Annotated in this window: 16 protein-coding genes; 9 read left to right on the top strand and 7 right to left on the bottom strand. The window is 71.0% G+C overall.

Annotation, left to right across the window (positions count from 1 at the left end; translation table 11 throughout):
* The first annotated feature begins 29 nt into the window (after positions 1-29).
* From E1298_RS16445 to E1298_RS16480, 8 genes are all read left to right on the top strand, one after another.
* Positions 30-2,618, top strand: coding sequence for a M14 family zinc carboxypeptidase (locus E1298_RS16445; RefSeq protein WP_131894094.1), 2,589 nt, complete (start codon positions 30-32; stop codon positions 2,616-2,618).
* Between the two features lie 108 nt (positions 2,619-2,726).
* Complete coding sequence (locus tag E1298_RS16450) at positions 2,727-3,926, top strand: helix-turn-helix domain-containing protein (protein WP_131894096.1); 1,200 nt, start codon at positions 2,727-2,729, stop codon at positions 3,924-3,926.
* A gap of 103 nt (positions 3,927-4,029) precedes the next feature.
* Positions 4,030-4,341, top strand: a complete 312-nt coding sequence (locus E1298_RS16455; protein ID WP_131894098.1) for a hypothetical protein — start codon at positions 4,030-4,032, stop codon at positions 4,339-4,341.
* Positions 4,338-4,694, top strand: a complete 357-nt coding sequence (locus E1298_RS16460; protein ID WP_131894100.1) for a hypothetical protein — start codon at positions 4,338-4,340, stop codon at positions 4,692-4,694. Before E1298_RS16455 ends, E1298_RS16460 begins: the two co-directional genes overlap by 4 nt.
* The gene (locus E1298_RS16465) at positions 4,694-5,020 is read left to right on the top strand and encodes a hypothetical protein (protein WP_131894102.1); all 327 of its coding nucleotides are present in this window, start codon (positions 4,694-4,696) and stop codon (positions 5,018-5,020) included. Before E1298_RS16460 ends, E1298_RS16465 begins: the two co-directional genes overlap by 1 nt.
* 465 nt (positions 5,021-5,485) lie before the next feature.
* Positions 5,486-6,277 carry an SDR family NAD(P)-dependent oxidoreductase gene (locus E1298_RS16470; RefSeq protein ID WP_207944662.1) on the top strand — a complete coding sequence of 264 codons (792 nt, stop codon included), beginning with the start codon at positions 5,486-5,488 and terminating at the stop codon, positions 6,275-6,277.
* Between the two features lie 331 nt (positions 6,278-6,608).
* Positions 6,609-8,453, top strand: a complete 1,845-nt coding sequence (locus E1298_RS16475; RefSeq protein WP_131894104.1) for a RiPP maturation radical SAM C-methyltransferase — start codon at positions 6,609-6,611, stop codon at positions 8,451-8,453.
* On the top strand, positions 8,450-8,959 hold the full coding sequence (locus E1298_RS16480; RefSeq protein WP_131894106.1) for a DUF5825 family protein: 510 nt from the start codon (positions 8,450-8,452) through the stop codon (positions 8,957-8,959). The genes E1298_RS16475 and E1298_RS16480 overlap by 4 nt, the downstream gene beginning before the upstream one ends.
* Before the next feature lie 8 nt (positions 8,960-8,967).
* Here the strand turns inward: E1298_RS16480 and E1298_RS16485 are convergent, their stop codons facing one another.
* Entirely contained in the window at positions 8,968-10,149 is a 1,182-nt protein-coding gene (locus E1298_RS16485) for a PucR family transcriptional regulator (protein WP_207944663.1), read from the bottom strand.
* Positions 10,150-10,772: 623 nt separating this feature from the next.
* Here E1298_RS16485 and E1298_RS16490 point away from each other — a divergent pair.
* On the top strand, positions 10,773-12,437 hold the full coding sequence (locus E1298_RS16490) for an alkaline phosphatase D family protein (RefSeq protein WP_131894108.1): 1,665 nt from the start codon (positions 10,773-10,775) through the stop codon (positions 12,435-12,437).
* A gap of 8 nt (positions 12,438-12,445) precedes the next feature.
* Here E1298_RS16490 and E1298_RS16495 read toward each other — a convergent pair whose 3' ends face one another.
* From E1298_RS16495 to E1298_RS16520, 6 genes are read right to left on the bottom strand one after another with little or no spacing between them, the layout of a single operon-like run.
* Complete coding sequence (locus E1298_RS16495; protein WP_131894110.1) at positions 12,446-13,228, bottom strand: N-acyl homoserine lactonase family protein; 783 nt, start codon at positions 13,226-13,228, stop codon at positions 12,446-12,448.
* Positions 13,225-14,274 carry an Ldh family oxidoreductase gene (locus E1298_RS16500; protein WP_131894112.1) on the bottom strand — a complete coding sequence of 350 codons (1,050 nt, stop codon included), beginning with the start codon at positions 14,272-14,274 and terminating at the stop codon, positions 13,225-13,227. Before E1298_RS16500 ends, E1298_RS16495 begins: the two co-directional genes overlap by 4 nt.
* A gap of 9 nt (positions 14,275-14,283) precedes the next feature.
* Complete coding sequence (locus E1298_RS16505) at positions 14,284-15,723, bottom strand: aldehyde dehydrogenase family protein (RefSeq protein ID WP_131894114.1); 1,440 nt, start codon at positions 15,721-15,723, stop codon at positions 14,284-14,286.
* Entirely contained in the window at positions 15,720-17,261 is a 1,542-nt protein-coding gene (locus tag E1298_RS16510; protein ID WP_207944664.1) for an amidase, read from the bottom strand. The genes E1298_RS16505 and E1298_RS16510 overlap by 4 nt, the downstream gene beginning before the upstream one ends.
* On the bottom strand, positions 17,242-18,660 hold the full coding sequence (locus tag E1298_RS16515; RefSeq protein ID WP_207944665.1) for a 3-oxoacid CoA-transferase: 1,419 nt from the start codon (positions 18,658-18,660) through the stop codon (positions 17,242-17,244). The genes E1298_RS16510 and E1298_RS16515 overlap by 20 nt, the downstream gene beginning before the upstream one ends.
* 12 nt (positions 18,661-18,672) lie before the next feature.
* Positions 18,673-19,062: a Zn-ribbon domain-containing OB-fold protein gene (locus E1298_RS16520; protein WP_207944666.1), complete on the bottom strand. Its 390-nt coding sequence runs from the start codon at positions 19,060-19,062 to the stop codon at positions 18,673-18,675.
* Positions 19,063-19,128 lie beyond the last annotated feature (66 nt).

Raw genomic sequence — 19,128 nt, forward strand, 5'->3', positions numbered from 1 at the left:
CCACCCCCACCCCGCATCAGGAGAAACGGATGCTGCCGCGGCGAACCGCCCGCGTGCTGGCCGCCGTGTTGACCGCCGTCGTGCTCGTCGGAGTGACATCGTCCTCCGGCGCGTTCGGCGCGGGTGACACGGCCGCGCGCGTGGGCCGGAACATCCCGACCCCCAAGGACTACTTCGGCTTCGCGATGGGGACCACCGGCAAGCTCGCCGGATTCGAGAAGATCAAGAACTACTTCCGGACGATCGACGACCGGTCGGACCGGGTGCGGTACCAGGTCGCCGACAAGACCACGATGGGCAACGACTACCCGGTCGTGTTCGTCAGCTCGCCCCGAAACCTGCGCGATCTCCCCCGGATCGTGCGCGACAACCAGCGGCTCGCCGAGCGCGGCGTCCCGGAGTCGGAGGCCCGCCGGCTCGCCGCGCGCAGCAAGCCCGTCTACCTCATGGAGGGCACGCTGCACTCCACGGAGGTCGGCAACACCCAGGCGCTGGTCGACATCGTCCACCGGTTCGCGACCGAGGACTCCGACTACACCCGCACCGTCCTCGACAACGCCGTCCTGATGATCATCCCGTCGGGCAACCCCGACGGCCAGCACATGGTCGTCGACCACTTCGACCGCACCGCGGGCACGGCGTACAACCGCGTCTACCCGGACCTCTACCACCGCTACATCGGGCACGACGACAACCGCGACTGGTTCATGTTCACCCAGCGGGAGACGCGCACGCGCGTGCGGCTGGAGCAGACGTACCGGCCGGTCGCGGGCCACTACATGCACCAGGCCGGGACGGGCGGGCCGCGCCTGTGGACGCCGCCCTACGACGAGCCGCTCGGCACCGGCGTGGACCCGATCACGATCCAGTCCGCCAACACCCAGGGCCAGGTCGCGGCCCGCGCCCTCACCGCCGAGAACAAGCGCGGCGTCGGGTCGGACGACGCGTACGGCATCTTCTGGAACGCCGACGTGATGGGCTTCTCGACCTTCCTCGGCACGTCGCTGTTCCTGACCGAGATCGCGAGCGCGAAGGACCTCGCGTACCCGTACAAGAGCGCGGACGGCAAGCCGCTCGGCCCGCAGGACCGCACCATCCGGATGCTCCAGCCGTACGACAGCGACACCTGGACGCTGGAGCAGATCGTCGCCTACGCGGAGACCGCCGCGTACGCGGGCATCGACAACGTCGCCAAGAACGGCACGTCGTGGCTCTACAACAACCTCTACCAGGTCTCGCGCAACGCCACGGCGCAGACGGACCTGCCGTACGCCTACGTCGTCCCGTCCGGCCAGCGCGACCCGTTCGCTGTCCTAGAGATGATGCGGACGTTCGAGTTCGGCCGCGCCGAGATCGAGCAGGCGACGGCGCCCTTCACGGCGAACGGGAAGTCCTACCCGGCGGGCTCGTACGTCCTGCGGACCCGTCAGCCGATGGGCCGCTGGATCGACCAGCTCCTCAAGACCGACGTCTATCCGGAAAAGGCCGCCCGGAAGTGCGGCGACTGCCCGCTGATCATGCCCTACAGCGAAACCACGGACAATCTCGGACTCCTTCTGGGCGTCGACGTCGACCCGGTCGCGAAACCCTTCGGCGCATCGCTCCAGCGCGTCCAGCGCGTCACCCCGGCCGACACCCGGCTGCCCGCCGTCCCCCGCGCCGCCTACCTGGTGGCTCCGGGTTCGTACGGCGTGGCGCACGTCCTGTCACAACTCCAGAAAGCGAACGTCCCGGTCTTCCGTTCCGCCAAGGAATTCACCACCGACCACGAGTTCGCGCCCGGAACCCTCGTCATTCCGCCCACTCCCACAGCACGCCAGGTCCTCCAGCAGGTCTCGGCGTCCACCGGCATCCAGGTCCACGGCACCGACACGCTGCCCAAGGTGGACGGCTTCAAGCTCAAGCCCGGAACACGCGTCGGCCTCGTCCGCGGCGCGAACAACATGCCGGGCGGCTGGATGATGTGGATGCTCGACCAGTACGGCATCAACTACAAGGTCGTGAGCGCCGACGACTACGCCGACCTCAGCAAATACGACACGATCGTCCTGTCCGACGGCGTCTCGAAGAACACCATCGTCAACGGCCTGGACCCCGCCAAGCACCCCAAGGAGTTCGCGTGGGCCCGCGGCGTCGGCGACAAGGGCTGGTCGTCCCTGGCCGATTTCGTGTCCGGCGGCGGCAACCTCGTCGCGATCGGCAGCGCCTCCGAAACGGCCCGCCAGCTCCTGAAACTGCCCATCGAGAACGCGGTCCCGTCCAGCGTCAACATTCCGGGCGCCCTGATCCGCGCGTCCTACAAGCCGGACGTCCCGGCCGCGTGGGGAATGCCGAAGGAATGGCCCGTCTGGTTCAACCGCGACGCCGCGTACCGGATCACCGGCAAGGCCGACGTCGCCTCGTCCTACCCGTCCGGCGGCGACCTCCTGGCCAGCGGCTACGCCAAGGGAACCGAGGCCCTGACCGGCCTCGCCAACGTCGCCACCTTCGACGTCGGCAAGGGCCACGCGACCCTCGCCGCCAGCGAGATCACCTTCCGCAGCTGGCCCCGCGCCACCTGGCCCATCGTCATCAACGCCATCTACCAGGGCCCCTCAACCCCAGCAACCCACCCATAACGACCCTGACACCGCGTCCGGCCCCGCCCCGCGGGGCCGGACGTCGGCCGTCGCAACGCCCTACGCCGTAGCCTAAAGAGTGTGACCAATCAGGAAGGCGCAGGGCCAATGCAAGACGGTACCGACGCCATCGGGCGCCGTATCGCCCGCGCCCGCAAACTCCGCGGTTTCACTCAGCAGCAACTCGCCCAGCGGGTCCCGTGCTCCAAGAGCCTGATCGCCCAGGTGGAGCGCGGCCACAAGCCGGCATCCTCCGCCCTGGTCGCCGGGGCGGCCCGCGCCCTGCGGGTCGGAGTGAGCGAACTGACCGGCCAGCCGTACCGGGGGCAGTCGCCGCGGGAGGACCGCGTCCACGCCACGATCCCCGACATCCGCCGGGCCCTGCTGTCGTGGGACCTGCCGAACGAAGACGTCCCGCCGCGCCCCATCAGTGAACTCGCTGCCGACGTGGCGAAGGCGTCCCGACTCGGCCGGGACGCTCTGTACGGCCGTTTGGCTGAGATCCTGCCCGGCCTGCTGGAGGAGCTGACCGCAGCAGCACACGGGACCGATGGCCCAGCTCGGGACCGGTTGTTCGCACTACTGTCGGAGACGTACACGGGCGTCACTGCGATCGCTTACGCCCTCGGCTACTTCGACCTGCGGAGTCTCGCCATGGAGCGGGTGGCGTGGGCCGCGCAGGCGTCCGCGGACCCGCTGAGGACCGCCCGTACCCAGTGGCAGCGCTCGACGCTGTTCCTGGCCAGCGCGTCCTATGACAAGGGCGCGATGCTGCTGGACCGTGTCCGCCGGGACATCGGCGAGGACATCGCCCGGATGGACGCCCCGACCCTGAGCGTGTACGGCGCCACGCACCTGCGGTCGGCGATCTTCGCGGCGCGGATGCCGAACGCCGGGACCGCGTGGGCGCACATCGGTGAGGCGCGCGAGGCCGCCCGCGTCCTCGGCTCGGACGCCAACCACTACGGCCTGGAGTTCGGGCCGTCCAACGTCGCGATCCACGAGGTCGCGGTGGCGGTGGAGATGTACGACGGCCGGGAGGCAGTGCACCGCGCGAGCCGTATCCGGTTGCCCCCGACGGTCGCCCCGGTGCGTCTCGGCCACTACTACATCGACCTGGCCCGCGGCTGCCTCTACAACGGCGACCGCGCCGGCTCGCTGGAGGCGCTGTACTCGGCCAGGCAGGTCGCTCCCCAGCAGACCCGCAACCACCCGATGGTGCGGGAGACGGTGCGGATGCTGGTCGACCTGGAGCACCGCAGGCCCCGGTCTTTGTCCGGCTTTGCGTCATGGCTGGGCATTCCGTAGACCAGCGAGTCTCACAGTTTCACCGAGGTGTGAAACTTCGCTGCGAGCAGGGCGGGCGAGCCTGTGACGCATGACGCATTCACGGCACCAGGAAGACCCCGCCATGACCGATCGCTTCGACGGGACCGAGCACCCGCACGCCTATCCGCTGCTCTACACATTGGCGAACGCGCTGGCCGCGCGCGGCTTCACCACCTCCCTGGGGGCCAGAGCTGTGACCGTGGCCCGACCGGGCGACGCGTCGCTGCGGACCCAGACGATCACCTGCAAGCCCCGGCCGATCGACGGCGACCGCCTCTGGTTTTTCGATGCGCTCGGTGAGCCGATCGCGCAGGCCGACCAGGTCATCGACGCCGCCGTGATCATCGCGGCCGACCTGACGCCCAGCGACGCGACCGCCGGAGACGACAAGTGATCGCCACCGACTACCTCGACCTGCTCGCGCGCGCCCTGGCCACGGAGGGATGGACGGCGCGTCCCCGCTACGACCAGGCGCCCGAACGGCTGCACGTACTCTCGCCCAGCCTCCCGACCCTCGGAGAGAGCATCCGCGTCAAGGCGGGCGTGGGCGGGGTCCCCTGGTTCATCGACTCCACCGGCGACCCGATCGCCCCCTGCCACGACCTTCCGCGAGCGGTCGCAGAGATCGGTGCCCGGCTGGCACCGGACGCCATCACGGCGGCCGTCCGGCGCGCGGCCACCGCCGAGCAGGCCGCACCCTCACGCGGTCTGATCAGCCGACTTCGGACCTCACTGGGGCGGACCTGATGGCGGAGGCAACCGAACTGGAGGTCGAGCCGTTCGGGCCGCGCCATACGCCGCAATCCGGCGCCGCGTCCCACAGATCGCCGCCACCTGCGCACGGTCATCCGGGCCGGACGCTCGCGCGAGACGTCGAACAGGCGGCCGAGCGCATCGCGTGGGCACTGGACGCACCGATCAGCCTCGACCCGTCCGAAGCGGAGACCTGGGAGCGCCGCAGCGGCCGGCGTCGACCACGACAGGCCGGACGCGGACGAGGTGGCGGGCACGCTCGACCTGCGCGCGGCCATCATCGCCGCGCGTTCGTCCCGTGGCCGCGGCGGGAGCGGTGAGGCGTGGGAGTACTTCGGGCGACTACAAGGGGGCGGAAACCCGTCTGGAGAACGCGAAGCGTATGGCGCCCCAAATGGTCATCTTTTATCCCACGGCGCGCGCCGTGGTGGCCCTCCTTGTGGACGTCCGAAGGACGCTGCCCGAGCCGCTGCGGCGTCTTCACGTCTCGTCCCATGGAATTCGCCGCAGGCTGTGATCGCGTTCCCTGACCATGGCCATAACCGCCCCGCGCACAAGCGCCGCTTGTCCTGGTGCATCTGCGGTGCAACGAGACCTTCGTCGGCCCGGCGGCGTCCGGTACCGGCGTCGCGACCGCGCACCGCTATATCACCCAGGTGGTGGAACTGCTCCCCGAACTGGCCCCTGACCGCGATTGCGGCGGCCATCCTCACCCTCCGCCAGGCTGGATAAGGTCGGAATCGCCTCTGTGATGGTGGTCACCGGACTGCGCGACAACGGGAGTCATGAGCATGCTCGATAACAAGAACGCCATCATCTACGGCGGGGGTGGCTCGCTCGGTGGCGGTATCGCCAAGACCTTCGCCCGCAACGGGGCGAGAGTCTTCCTGACCGGGCGGACCCGCGGCAAGCTTGATGCGGTGGCCGCAGAGATCACCGATGCCGGTGGCGTGGCCGAGGTGGCCGTGGTCGACGCCCTGGACGAGCGGGCGGTGGACGAGCACGCCAGGAGCGTTGTCGCCGCGGCAGGCGGCATCGATGTGTCCCTGAACCTGATCACGCGCGGGGACGTGCAGGGGATCCCGCTGGCCGAGATGACCACCGCCGACTTCACCCGCGCCATCACCACCGGGGTGACGACGAACTTCATCACCGCGCGGGCGGCGGCACGGCACATGATCGAAAAGGGATCCGGCGTGATCCTGGCGTTGAACAGCGGCTCGGCTCACGGCAGCCCGATGATGGGCGGCACAGGGCCGGCCGACGCGGCGATCGACACCTTCATCCGCAATCTCGCGGCCGAGGTCGGGCCGCACGGTGTCCGCGCCCTCGGCATGTGGGTGGCCGGAGTCCCCGACACCTTGTCGCCGGACAAGCTCTGGACGGCCGACCACAACCTGAACCTTGCCGATGACGCGGCCTTTCAGGGACTTCTCGCTCAGTTGGATGAGATGCGGATGCTTCGCCGCTCACCGCGACTGGCCGACATCGCGGAGCTGGCCACGTTCCTCGTCTCCGACAAGGCCGACGCCATGACCGGTTCCTTCGTCAACGCCACCGGAATGTTTCCCAGCTGACACGCGAGGAGATCCCGCGGCGACCGGGCGGCCGGCCGGTCGCGACAACCACGGCTTTCATAGGAGCGTGGCACTAGTGCGGAATAGGAACTGGCTCCCTGGTTCCGATTCGGGGAGATCACTAGACTGGTTTACAAGATCATTAATTGTGGGAAGGGGGTCAAGTGATCATCAAGAAGGTGGCCATCCGCTCGCAGAGTGTGAGTGCGCCGAAGATGGGCTGGCAGAAGAAGAACTGAGGGCACGCGCGGCGCTCCTTTGAGTGATCGCGTCGGCCGTTGGCGGGGTCGCCGACGTGTTCGGCGGCCTTGCCCGATCGAAGGGACTCGTCGTGCGAGTTGTCCTTAGCGCGATGCCGTGGCATGCGGTGCATCGCCCGTCGCTGGCCGTCGGGCTCCTCAACGGCCTGGTGCGGCGGGACCGGCCGGAGGCCGAGGTCGTGGAGTTCCACGGCGGCATCCGGTGGATGGAGTTCCTGTTGTCGACCGGCGAACTGGGCGTAGCGGATTACGTGGACGTGGCCGAGAACGGGGTGTTGCACGGCACGGGCGAGTGGGTGTTCGCCGGCGGCCTCTACGACGATCCGGGCTGGAGGGTCGAGGAATTCCGGGCCTACGCCGCCGAGCGTGATATCGATATCTCCTCGCTGCTGCGGATGCGGGATCTGGCCCAGCCGTTCTTGGACGAGGCCGCGGCCGAGATCCTGGCCGCCGAGCCCGATGTCGTCGGATTCACCTCGACGTTCATGCAGAATGTCGCGAGCCTTGCCCTGGCCCGCCGGTTGAAGCGGCTGCGTCCGTCGATCCGGGTGGTGTTCGGCGGGGCGAACTGCGACGGGCCGATGGGAGCGGCGCTGCATCGCAACCACCGGTTCGTCGACCTGGTGGTCCGGGGCGAGGCCGAGGAGGTGTTCCCCGCGCTGCTCGACCGGCTGGCGGACGGCGAGGACCCCGCCGATCTGCCCGGGGTGTGCTGGTGGGACGGCGAGCGCCCGAGGGCCAATCCCCAGGCGACCCATGCGGTGCCACCGGCGATGATCTCCAGTCCCGACTTCGACGCCTGGCACGAGGCGTTCGCGTCCTCGCCCGTCCGCGAGCACGTGACGCCCGAGCTGCTCATCGAGGGCTCCCGCGGCTGCTGGTGGGGCGAGAAGCACCAGTGCACCTTCTGCGGGCTCAACGGATCGATGATCGCCTTCCGCGCCAAGCCCGCCGATAAGTTCTGGACGGAGCTGTCCGACCTGGTGGAGCGCCACCAGATCCTCGACGTGGTCACCGTCGACGACATCCTCGACATGGGCGCCTTCTCCACGCTGCTGCCCCGGATGGCGGAGTCCGGCTGGGATCTGCGGGTCCACTACGAGATCAAGTCCAACCTGCGTCCGGCCCAGGTCGAGGCGCTCGCCGCGGCGGGGATCGCCATGGTCCAGCCCGGCATCGAGAGCCTGAGCGGCCGGGTCTTGAAGATCATGGACAAGGGCGTCGACGGCGCCATGAACGTCCGGCTCCTGCGCGACTGCGAGGACAACGGGCTGACGGTGACGTGGAACTACCTCTACGGATTCCCCGGAGAGCTGGCCGACGACTACTGGGGCGTCATCGAGCAGCTCGGCGCGCTGGTGCATCTCCAGCCTCCGAGCGGGGCGGTCCGGCTGGTGCTGGAGCGGTTCAGCCCGTACTTCGAGCGGCCGGAGCTGGGGTTCCCGCGACGCGCGGCCGCCGCCGCGTATGCCCACACCTACGACCTGCCCGATGCGGAGCTGGACGATCTGGCCTACTTCTTCGACACCGACGAGGCGGGCATCTCCGGCCCGATCGTGGAGGCACTGGACGCCGCGCTGAACCGCTGGAAACGCGACTATCCGTACTCCTATCTCACCGTCGTGGACCGGGACGGGGAGGTCCTCATCGAGGACCGGCGCCGCGGCCGGCCGGAGGCGCTGCACCGGCTCACCGGCTGGCGCGCCGAAGCGCACCGGGCGCTGAGCCGTCCCCGGAGCTCCCGGGCGGTACACGACCATCTGGCCAAGCACGGGCACGCCGTCGAGAGGTCCGCCGTCGAGGCATGGCTGGCCGCCTCGCACAGGGACGGCCTGGTCTTCCGGGACGGCGCCTCCTGGGTCGCGCTGGCGACGAACGGCGCGCCGCACCGGATCCCCGAGGGAGCACCGCGATGACCTCCACGGCCCCGCCCGGCGCCGAGACCGTCATGTCGGACTGGGTCCGGCTGGGCGCGGAGCCGGCTCAGACGCTGTCCTTCCTCGCCTGGCTGCGCGACCGCCTCAGCCAGGGCACGATCGTCCGCTGGCGCGGGACGGTGGCGCCTTCGCTCGCCGGCCACGCGCTGTACCACCTGCCTCCGCCCGGCGACGGCGAGGAGACCGCGGACTGGCGGTCCCGGTTCCGCCTGGGCCTGTGCTACTACCGGCGCGGCCCGGGGTTCATCCAGATCAAGGACGTCCGCGATCCCGGCGACTCCGCCACGTTCCTGCTGGACGAGCCCGTCCTGGTCCAGACCTTCACCCGCTGCCTGGCCCCCCGGAGCCTGGCCGGCGCCGAACCCGCCGAACGGGAGGCGATCGAGGCGCTGGTGGACGCGCGGCTGCTGCTCCGGCTCGACGACCTGGTGATGACGCTGCCCAGCCACATGACCCGCTGGCCGGTCCCGGCACTGGCCATCTGACCACCGGCTCAGGGGTCGGCGAGGAGGCGGGCGACCGCCGTGCTGAGGACGCGGACGCCGCGGGTGGTGGTGGGGGCGATGCCGGTCAGCTCGCGGGCCCTGCGCAGCCGGTAGTCGACGGTGCGGGGGTGGATGTGCAGGTGAGCCGCGGTGGCCATCCGGTTCATGTCGTGGCGGTAGTAGGAGTCCAGCGTGGCCACCAGGTCCGGGCCGCTGGAGAGCTGCTGGGCCACCCGGTGCAGCCAGCGGTCGACATGGGGCAGCCGGCCCGTGCTGAGCTCGACGAAGACGTCCTCAAGGGTGCTGACATCGAGGGGGGTCGCCCGGAGGGGGGCGACCCGGCAGATCTGCCGCGCCACGGTCAGCGTGTCGGCCAGGGCGTGTCTGCTCGTGGTGGACGCTCCGACGGCGCAGGGCCGTCCCACAGCGTCGGCCAGTGTGCGGGCCAGGGCCAGGGCGCGTCGCCGCGCGCGCGCCGGGACGTGCGCGGAATCGCCGCTCACGCTGGGGACGAGCAGGACGAGCTCCAGCGGCTCGCACCACCTCATGGGCACCCGGTCGTGGTCGGCCAGAACGCCGATGATCTTCTCGCGGAGCTCAGGTGGCGGCTCGGGGCTGCGGCCCTCGATCCGGACGACCGCCACCAGGTAGTGGGCGGCGAGGGGCATGCCGAGGAGGCGGGCCAGTTCGGCGGCGGCGGGGTCGCCGGCCAGCAGGGCCGCGGTGAGCTGCTGGACGCGGGCGGGGGGCGCGAGCATCTGGCGCTGGCCGTCCACGAATCCGCGGGTGTAGGCGTCCTTGGCCGCGATGCCCTGGGGTCCCAGCCAGCCGAGCATCCGCATGAGCGCGTCCGTCTCGGACGGTCCGGCCGCCTCGTGCAGTTCCTGGACGGCCAGCGTGGAATGCAGGCCCAGGACGTGGTGGTGGGAGGCCAGCGACACCCCGGCCAGGGCACGGTCGTGTCCGGCCGAGGCGATGCGCGCCAGGTCGTCGTTGTCCAGGGGCCGCCCCTCCTCGGCCAGTTCGATGGTGCGGCGCCGCAGTAGCAGCGCGAACTCCACGAGCTCGGTCTGCGTACGGGCGTCGGCGGCCAGGACGCGGTACTCGGGCAGCTCGCGCGTGTAGACCTCGACGGCACGCCGCGCGTTGGCGCTCATCCGGTTCCTCAGCACCTTGAACAGGTCTCCCACGAGGCAGTCTCCCGTGCTCTTGACAGAGGCGGTCGCAATGGTCGCCGATTCGGGGATGCCCGTCCCGGCGGCGGCGGTGCCGGGCGGACGCCACCGTCTCCCCCTGTTCGTGCGCCGCGGCTTTGCGGATGACCGACAGGATTGACTTTCCTGCGGCAGGCCGCCCCGATTGTCAACTCTCACAAAAGCGACCGCCTGGCAAGGTGCGCGTTCTTCGCGGGGTGACGAAGAATTCGCGACGGCATGTCAGGCATTGTGGATACCGATGGTCCATGCACCGGCGATTGCACAGGTACCGCGCCGAATTCCGGCGGCGCACCGGCCTTCTCCTCTACGGGGGGCCATGTGGAATCGCCGTACCGGAGCTGATCCGTCCGCGTCTCGCGCCGGATGAGGCGGCCGGGGGAACTCGGCCCTCCGCCCGCCTCAGGGGGCGCTCCGGCCGCCCTCGCACATGGGGCGGCCGGGGCGCCGCCTCGCTCCACCCCCGGCCTGGCCTGCCCGGGCAGGCCGGGGGCCCTCATGATCAATGTTCGTTCCCCTGTTGCCCGGTATCGGCCTGTGCGGCCCGCCTCCGTTCACCGGTGCCCGTACATTCTCCTCTAGCGACCCAGGGAGGGTGTATGTCCGAGAGGATTCCTCGTCGCCGATTCCTGGCCACCGGTGGCGCCGCCTCGGCCGTCACCGCAGGCCAGATCCTGTTCGGGCCGGCAATGCTCGGCCAGGACGGGGCGGTCGCCGCGGTCCGCGCGTACGGCGGCGCCCCGTTGCCGCGCGGCCTGTTCACCCTCGGGGTGGCGTCCGGCGACCCGCTGCCCGACGGTTTCGTGCTGTGGACGAGGCTGGCGCCGCGTCCCGTCGACGGCGGCGGCATGCCCGACCGGACGGTACCGGTGACGTGGCAGGTCGCCGAGGACGAGCGCTTCCGGCGCGTCCGCGCGACCGGGATCGAGGCGGCGCGGCCCGAGCGCGGGCACGCGGTGCACGCCGAGGTGGGCGGCCTGCGGCCGGACCGCGAGTACTTCTACCGGTTCCGGGTCGGCCAGGAGCTCTCCCCGATCGGACGCAGCCGCACGGCGCCGCGGAGCGGGGCGGCCAACCGGCGGCTGCGGTTCGCCTTCGCGAGCTGCCAGAACTGGCAGGACGGCTATTTCACCGCCTACCACCATCTCGCGCAGGAGGATCTGGCGTTCGTCGCCTTCCTCGGCGACTACATCTACGAGTCCGCGCCGCGGCCCACGACCGTCCGCACCCATGAGGGCACCGACGAGCCGTACACGCTGGCCGAGTACCGCAACCGGCACGCGCAGTACAAGACCGACGCCGAGCTCCAGGCCGCGCACGCCGCCTTCCCCTGGATCGCGACCTGGGACGACCACGAGGTCGACAACAACTGGGCGGACGAGATCCCGCAGGACCCCGACCAGCAGCCGCGCGAGAAGTTCCTCGCGCGCCGGGCCGCCGCGTTCCAGGCCTACTACGAGCACATGCCGCTGCGCGGGGCCGCCCGTCCGCACGGCATCGACATGCGCCTGCACCGCAGGCTCGGCTTCGGCCGCCTCGCCACCGTGCACGTGCTCGACACCCGGCAGTACCGCAGCGACCAGCCGGATACCCTGGCCCAGGCCGAGGACCCGGGCCGCACGCTCACCGGCGCCGGGCAGGAGCGATGGCTGGTGGACGGCATGTCCCGCTCGGGGACCCGCTGGAACCTGCTGGCGAACCAGGTCATGTGGGCCTCCAACGACCGCAAGGCGGGCCCCGAGCAGGTCTTCGACTTCGACAACTGGGACGGCTACCGCGTGCAGCGCCGCCGGATGCTGGAGTTCTTCGGCTCCGGCCGTACGGCCAACCCGGTGGTGCTCACCGGCGACCGGCACGCCACCTGGGTGTGCGACCTCAAGCCGGATTTCGACGACCCCGCGTCCCGGGTCGTGGGGGCGGAGATCACCGGCACGTCGATCAGCTCGGGCGGCGACTCCGACCCCGTCTCCTTCCACCGCACCTTCGACCCGATCATGGCGGAGAGCCCGCACTGGAAGTACATCGGGAACCTGCGCGGGTACGTCGTCTGCGACGTGAGCCCGGCCCGGCTGCTGGCCTCGCTCCGGATCGTCAGCACGGTCTGGAAGCCGGGCGGCACCACGGTCGCCACGGCCGCGCGGTTCCAGGTCGAGGCGGGCCGTCCGGGGATCAGCGTGGTCGACCGGGTGCCGCCCGAGCGCGAGCAGCAGGCGCTCGTGGAGGAGACCGCGCGCCGCTACGAGGTCGACGACGACCAGTTCTGACCAGGCGCCTAGTCGCTCCGGGGGCCGGCGGGGACGGGACGCTGGAACAGCGCGCTGTCGACGGCGCGGTGATCGTGGCTCGGGATCACCTCGCAGTCCAGTCCGGCCACGTACTCGAAGGTCTCGTAGCATTCGAACAGGTTGGTGTGGATGGTCGGTGCGATGCTCTTCCGCCAGTCATCCGGGTTCCAGTTCTCGTAGACGCCGATCGCGTCACCGGCGAGCAGATAGCGCCCGGTGTCGTTTTCGACGAGCACGCCTTGGGAGCCCGGCGTATGGCCGGGCAGCGGGACGACGGTCACACCCGGGCAGATCCGCTGCTCCCCGGTTATCGCCTCGATGCGGTCCCAGGCCGACATCCAGGGCGCCTGGAGTCCGGGCAGTTTCTCGTACGCCCGCTCGTGCGGCGGCAACGGGTGCACCGCGTACTCGATCTCGCGCCGGTTCACCAGGATCCGGGCGTTCCGGAACAGGGCGTTGTTCGAGCAGTGGTCCCAATGCAGATGGGTGTTGACCACGAAGTCGACGTCATCGGGCTCGACCCCGCATTCGCGAAGCACGGTCTCGGGCGTCTCCCCGGCGGCGCGCGCGAAATCGTACGGGTGATGCTGCCGGACGTATTCGGGGGACAGCGTTCCGGTGTCGACGACGACCCGCGTACCGGCGGCCTCGATCACGAACATGAACATGTGGATATCGACCGTCTCGTCGCCGGCCGAACCGTAGACGGCGGCGGCCAGCGGGACGTTCCTCGACCGTCCGACACGCAGCGCGCTGACGTTGACGCTCATCGCTCCTCCAGCACCGCGACCCCCAGGTCATCGCCGACCCGGCGCAGGTCGGCGATAGTCCGCTCGGGCAGGAGCAACCCCTCCCGCGCGTTCCGCGTCTCCGCGAGGCTCTCGATCTCGCCCGGATACCGCACTTCCTCCGCCCCTTCCCGCGAGCCGGATTTGAGCTCGGCCACCAGGGCCTCCATACGCTCCTCGAATTCCCGCACCGGGCTGAACGACGCGATGTCCAAAGCCATATAGAGGTGCCCTGACCGGCCCGGCCGGGCGGATTGGTAGGGCCCGTGGACGGCCGATCCGAAGCCGCTTCCGCTCAGCACCCCCGACAGGACGTCCATCATCACCGAGATGCCGTATCCCTTGTGCCCGGCCATGGGCAGGACGGTGCCGAGAAGGGCCTCTTCGGGGTCCCGTGTCGGCGCGCCGTCCGCGCCGACCGCCCACCCGTCGGGGATCTCGCTCTCCCGGTTCCGGGCGAGATAGATCTTCCCCCGGGCCACGGCGGTGTTCGCGATGTCCAGCACCATCTGCCGGCCGTCGCCCAGGGGCGCCGCTATCGACCACGGGTTGCTGCCGACGAGCTTTCCGCGGCCGTCCCACGGCGCCATCGCCGGGCTCGAATTCGTCGTCAGGATGCCGATGCAGCCGCGCGGCGGCGCCATTCTGGTGAAGTAGGCGGCGGTGCCGAAATGGTTCGAGTTCCGCACCGCGACGACGCCGACGCCGTGCCGTCCGGCCCGGTCGATGGCCTCCTCGGCCGCGCGCGCCGCGATGACCTGGCCGACGCCGTCCCGCCCGTCCATGGTCGCCACGGCGCCGGTGCCGGAACCGATCTCGACCTTCGTCTCACCGGCCATGACGCCCGACCGGATGCGGTCGACGTACCAGCCCACGCGCAGCACCCCGTGCGACTGGTGGCCCCACAGGTCGGCCTGCACCAGGCTGTCGGCCACCAGCCGGGCGTCATCGGGCGGCACCCCGCACGCGGCGAAGATCCGCGTCACGGCGTCCCGCAGCTCGTCAGCGGCTATCCGCACGGTCGACATCTCCGGTCCTCACCTCGGCCCGCCCGCCGGTTCGATCAGGACCAGCCGCTCCTCCGTCATCTCGCGGACGGCGTAGCGGGGCCCTTCCTTTCCGTATCCGCTGTCCTTCACGCCGCCGTAGGGCATCAGATCCGCGCGCGTGCTCGACGGCGAGTTGACCACGACGCCGCCCACGCGGATGCGCCGCGCCGCGGTCAGGGCGCTGTCGAGATCCCGCGTGAAGATGCCCGCCTGGAGGCCGTACGGGGTGTCGTTCACCGCGTCGATCACGGCGTCGAGCTCGTCGAACGGGACGACCGCCACGACGGGGGCGAACGCCTCCTCGCAGAGCAGGCGCGCCTGCGGCGGGACGTCGACCAGGATCGTCGGGGTCATCACCGGTCCCGAGCGCTTCCCGCCCGCCACGATCCGGGCGCCCTGTGCGACGGCGGCGTGCACCCACTCCTCGGCCCGCTCCGCCGCGGCCTCGCTGATCATCGGCCCGATGTCGGTCGCCGGGTCCTCGGGGTCTCCCACCACGAGCTTGGACGCGGCGCCGGTCAGCTCGTCCAGGAACTCGTCCAGCACGTCCGCGTGGACGTACAGGCGCTGCACCGACGTGCAGACCTGGCCCGACTTCCGGAACGCGCCCCGGCCGCACTGCTGCGCCGCGGACACGACGTCCGCGTCGCGGCACACGATGGTCGCGGACACGTTGCCGCACTCCATCGTCGCCCGCCGCATGCCGAGGCCCGCGGAGATGCTCTTGCCGGTGGCGGTGCTGCCGGTGAACGTCACGAAGTCGACCCGCTCGTCCTCGACGAGCGCCCGTCCGACCGGGTCGCCCGGCCCGAGCACCAGCCCGATCAGGCCGGGCGGCAGTCCCGCGTCCAGCAGCATCCCGCACAGCGCGGCCGCCGCGATCGGCGTGAACGGCGACGGCTTGACCACCGCCGCGTTCCCGGCCGCCAGCGCCGGTCCGACCTTGTGGGCGACGGTGTTCAGCGGCGAGTTGAACGGCGTGATCGCGCCCACCACGCCGACCGGCTGCCGCAGGGTGAACGCCAGCCGGTGGGCGAACCCGGGCGCCGCCTGGACGGGGACGACCGCGCCGTCGATCCGCTTGGCCTCCTCGGCGGACGTCAGCATCGTCTGGACGGCCCGGTCGGTGTCGCCGAGGCAGTCCTTCAGGCTGAACCCCGACTCGCGGGCCACGTCGAGAGCGAGCCGCTCGCGGTTCTTCGCGATCTCCTCGGATACCGCCCGCAGGATCTCGAAGCGCTCCAGCGGGTCCAGCGGGGTCCGGCTCGCGGCGCGCGCGACGGCCACGGCGTCGGCGACCATGCCGGTCGTCGCGTCGTAGGCCACCGCGAGCGGTTCGCCGGTGAACTTGTGGTGCACCGTGCGTTCGCGGTCGCTCCGCAGCCACTCGCCGTCGATCAGATTCGCCACCGTGGGTAGCCCGGTCATGACAGCTGTCCTCTCCTCGTTGCCCGCGTCCGCGCCGCCTCGGTGACCGGCGACCAGCCGGAGTGCTTCTCGTAGGCGCGTCCCACCCTGAGCACGCGGCCGTCCTGGTGGCGGGCGCCCACCACCTGGAGCCCGACCGGAAGGCCCGAGCGCGTGAGGCCGCACGGCACGCTCAGCGCCGGCTGCCGGGTCATGTTGAACGGATAGGTGTACGGCGTCCACGACGCCCAGACGCGTGACTGCGCGGGGCTGGGGCCGTTCTGGCCCGCCGGGAACGCGACGGTCGGCACGGTCGGCGTGACCAGCACGTCGTACGACTCGTGGAACCGCGCCATCCGGAGACCGAGATCGGCGCACACCGCCATCGCGTCCAGGTAGGCCAGGGCGGTGGTCTCGCGGCCCCGCTCCGCGTACTCCAGCAGCAGCGGGTCCAGGCGGCCGAGGTCGCCCGCCGGGTATGCCTGGAGCGTCCGCGCGATCCCGGCGCACCACATCGTCTGGAACGCGTCGATGGGGTCGTCGAAGAGCGGCTCGATCCGCGACACCCGCGCGCCGAGCCCGGCGAGCACCTCGACCGCCGCCGAGACCAGCTCTTCGACCTCGGGGTCGTTGCGGCCGTAGCCGAGATCGGGCGAGTACCCGATCGAGAGACCGGCGATGCCCGCCTCGATGCCGGCCACGAACGACCCGTCCCGGACGGGCAGCGCCGCCCAGTCGCGGATGTCGGGACGGGCGATCACGTCGAGCAGGATGGCCGCGTCCAGCACCGACAGGGTGATCGGTCCGCGGTGCGACAGCAGGCCGTTGCTGCCGGGCGGGTACATCGGGACGAGCCCGCCGGTCGGCTTGAACCCGACCGTGCCGGTGAAGGACGCCGGCACGCGGACCGACCCGCCGCCGTCGGTCCCGATCGACCACGTGCCCATCCCGGCCGCGACCGCCGCGGCGGAACCGCCGCTGGAGCCGCCGGGCGTCAGCGCGGGGTCCCACGGGTTCCGGGTGATCCCGAACCGGTCCGAGTCGGTGACGCCCTTCCACCCGAACTCCGGTGTCGTGGTCTTGCCGAGCAGGACGGCACCCGCCTCCCGCAGGGCGGCCACGCTCGGCGAGTCCTCCGGCCACGGACCCGGGTCGGCGACCAGCCAGCTGCCGCGCAGCGTCGGCCATCCGCGGGTCCGCTCCAGATCCTTGACGGTCGTGGGGATGCCGTCGGCCCGCCCGCGCTGCGCACCGGCCTCCCAGCGGGCCTGCGACTCGGCCGCCGCCCGCAGCGCGCCGTCCGCGTCGACCAGGACGAACGCGTTCAGTTCGGCGTCCCGCTCCTCGATGGCCGCCAGCGCGGCGCGCGTCGCCTCCACCGGCGTCGTCTCGCGCCGCTCGTACGCCTGGGCCAGCTCCGCGGCGCTCATCCCGGCGAGATCCGGCGCGGCGGCCGCCCCGCCGCGCGCCTCCGGCGGCCCGCCACGCGCCTCCGGCGGCGCGCCGCGTCCCTGTGGCGGCGCGCCGTCGCCATGACGGTCAGCTCGCGGCGGCCCCATCGGCCTGCGCACCTCCCGGGGCGAAATCCGAGAGATCCAGTTCCAGCTCGGTCAGCGCAGCGACCTCGGCCGCGGTGAACCCGGGCGCGACGTACTCGACCTTGAAGACGTCGCCGGTCCACCGCAGGACGCACAGATCCGTGACGACGATGTCGACGCAATTGCGTCCCGTCAGCGGGTACTCGCAGCTCTTGACGAGCTTCGGCCGGCCGGCGGAGTCGCTGTGCGTCATCAGCACCATGACCGTGACGTCGCCCGCGACCAGGTCCATGGCGCCGCCGATGCCCCCGCCCACCATGTTCGGGGTGCTCCAGTTGGCGAGGTTGGCGGCCGCGTCGACCTGGAACGCCCCGAGCGCGACGAAGTCGACCTTTCCCCCGCGCACCATCTCGAACGACGTCACGCTCTCGAAGAACGAGGCGCCCCGCTCCAGGTGCACGTAGTGCCCGCTCGCGTTGTAGACCTCCGGGTCGTAGTCCTCGTCCCCGGCGATGGTCCCGTAGCCGAGCACACCGTTCTCCGAATGCAGCACGATGTCGCGGCCGGAGATGTAGTTCGAGATGAGCGCGGGGATCCCCAGGCCCAGGTTCATGTAGCTGCCGTTGGGCACGAGCCCCGCCGCCACCTCCGCCATCTGCCGGCGGGTCATGGCCTGCTTCCCGTTGTAGGTGCGGGCGCTGTCGGCGCCGCGCCCCGGCCTCGCCGCCGGGAAGTCGTGCGGGACGTCGACCGTCTTGCGGACCACCCGGCTGACGAAGATGCCGGGCAGGCCGATCCGCTCGGGATCCAGCTCGCCCTCGACGATCTCGTCCACCTCGGCGATCGCGACGCGGGCGCCCTTCGCGAAGGCCGGCATGAAGTTGCGCCCCACGCCGTCGAACTCAAGGTTGCCGAAGCGGTCCGCACGGGCGGCGCGGATCAGCGCGTAGTCGACCTTCAGCCCCATCTCCAGGACGTGCTCGACACCGTCGATCACCCGGGTCTCCTTGCCCTCCGCCACGGCGGTGCCGACGGCGGTGCGCGTGAAGAAGGCGCCGATCCCGGCCCCGCCGGCGCGCAGCCGCTCCACGAGCGTGCCCTGCGGGACCAGCTCGACCTCGATCTCGCCCGCGGCGATCTGCTTCTCGGCGGCCGAGGTCTTCTCCCCCGCCCGCGCCGAGAACGACACGATCAACCGGTTGACCTGGTTGTTCTCAATGAGCGTGTTCGACCGGTAGTCGCCCGTGCCAAGCGAGTTGGCCACGATGCACAGCTGCCTGGCGCCGTGCTCTCGAAGGGCGACGGTGAGGCTCGTCGGAAAGCTGTGGGTCATCCCGAACCCGGCGATCGACACGCTCGCGCCGTCCGGGATGTCCGAGACGGCCGCCAGCGGGGACTCGTACACCTTGTTGATGGTCATGCCAACCTTCCTCTACGTCGTGCGCCGCACCGGACGGAAACGGGGCAGCGCGCTGCCGTCCCCGGCGTCCTCGAACACCACCTCGACCGCGTCCCCGATGCCGACATCCTCGACGGCGCAGTCGACGATGTTCGTCATCACGCGGGGCCCCTCTTCCAGCTCCACATAGGCGAGGACGTACGGGGTGACGCCCGCCCACTCCCCGGCCGCCCGGTGGACGACGCTGTAGGAGTAGACGACGCCCCGGCCGGTGAACGTCTCCCACCGCGTGTTCGAGCTGTGGCAGAAGGGGCAGATCGGCCGCGGGTACCAGATCGCCGCCTCGCAGTCGCCGCAGCGCCTGCCGAGGAACCTCCCCTCGCCGGCCGCCTTCCAGAACTCCTCGGTATCCGGGTTCACCACCGGCTGCGGGGTGGGCAGGACCGAGCTCTTGCGTACCTCACCCGCTGTTCCCCGAGGGGGGACGAC

The organism is Actinomadura rubrisoli (assembly GCF_004349215.1).
In the GTDB taxonomy this organism is placed as follows: domain Bacteria; phylum Actinomycetota; class Actinomycetes; order Streptosporangiales; family Streptosporangiaceae; genus Spirillospora; species Spirillospora rubrisoli.

Bases quoted from the DNA above. Each gene is read 5' to 3' on its own strand.
- E1298_RS16445 (WP_131894094.1), top strand. From the start codon at position 30: ATGCTGCCGCGGCGAACCGCCCGCGTGCTGGCCGCCGTGTTGACCGCC.
- E1298_RS16450 (WP_131894096.1), top strand. From the start codon at position 2,727: ATGCAAGACGGTACCGACGCCATCGGGCGCCGTATCGCCCGCGCCCGC.
- E1298_RS16455 (WP_131894098.1), top strand. From the start codon at position 4,030: ATGACCGATCGCTTCGACGGGACCGAGCACCCGCACGCCTATCCGCTG.
- E1298_RS16465 (WP_131894102.1), top strand. From the start codon at position 4,694: ATGGCGGAGGCAACCGAACTGGAGGTCGAGCCGTTCGGGCCGCGCCAT.
- E1298_RS16470 (WP_207944662.1), top strand. From the start codon at position 5,486: ATGAGCATGCTCGATAACAAGAACGCCATCATCTACGGCGGGGGTGGC.
- E1298_RS16480 (WP_131894106.1), top strand. From the start codon at position 8,450: ATGACCTCCACGGCCCCGCCCGGCGCCGAGACCGTCATGTCGGACTGG.
- E1298_RS16490 (WP_131894108.1), top strand. From the start codon at position 10,773: ATGTCCGAGAGGATTCCTCGTCGCCGATTCCTGGCCACCGGTGGCGCC.
- E1298_RS16495 (WP_131894110.1), bottom strand. From the start codon at position 13,228: ATGAGCGTCAACGTCAGCGCGCTGCGTGTCGGACGGTCGAGGAACGTC.
- E1298_RS16500 (WP_131894112.1), bottom strand. From the start codon at position 14,274: ATGTCGACCGTGCGGATAGCCGCTGACGAGCTGCGGGACGCCGTGACG.
- E1298_RS16505 (WP_131894114.1), bottom strand. From the start codon at position 15,723: ATGACCGGGCTACCCACGGTGGCGAATCTGATCGACGGCGAGTGGCTG.
- E1298_RS16510 (WP_207944664.1), bottom strand. From the start codon at position 17,261: ATGGGGCCGCCGCGAGCTGACCGTCATGGCGACGGCGCGCCGCCACAG.
- E1298_RS16515 (WP_207944665.1), bottom strand. From the start codon at position 18,660: ATGACCATCAACAAGGTGTACGAGTCCCCGCTGGCGGCCGTCTCGGAC.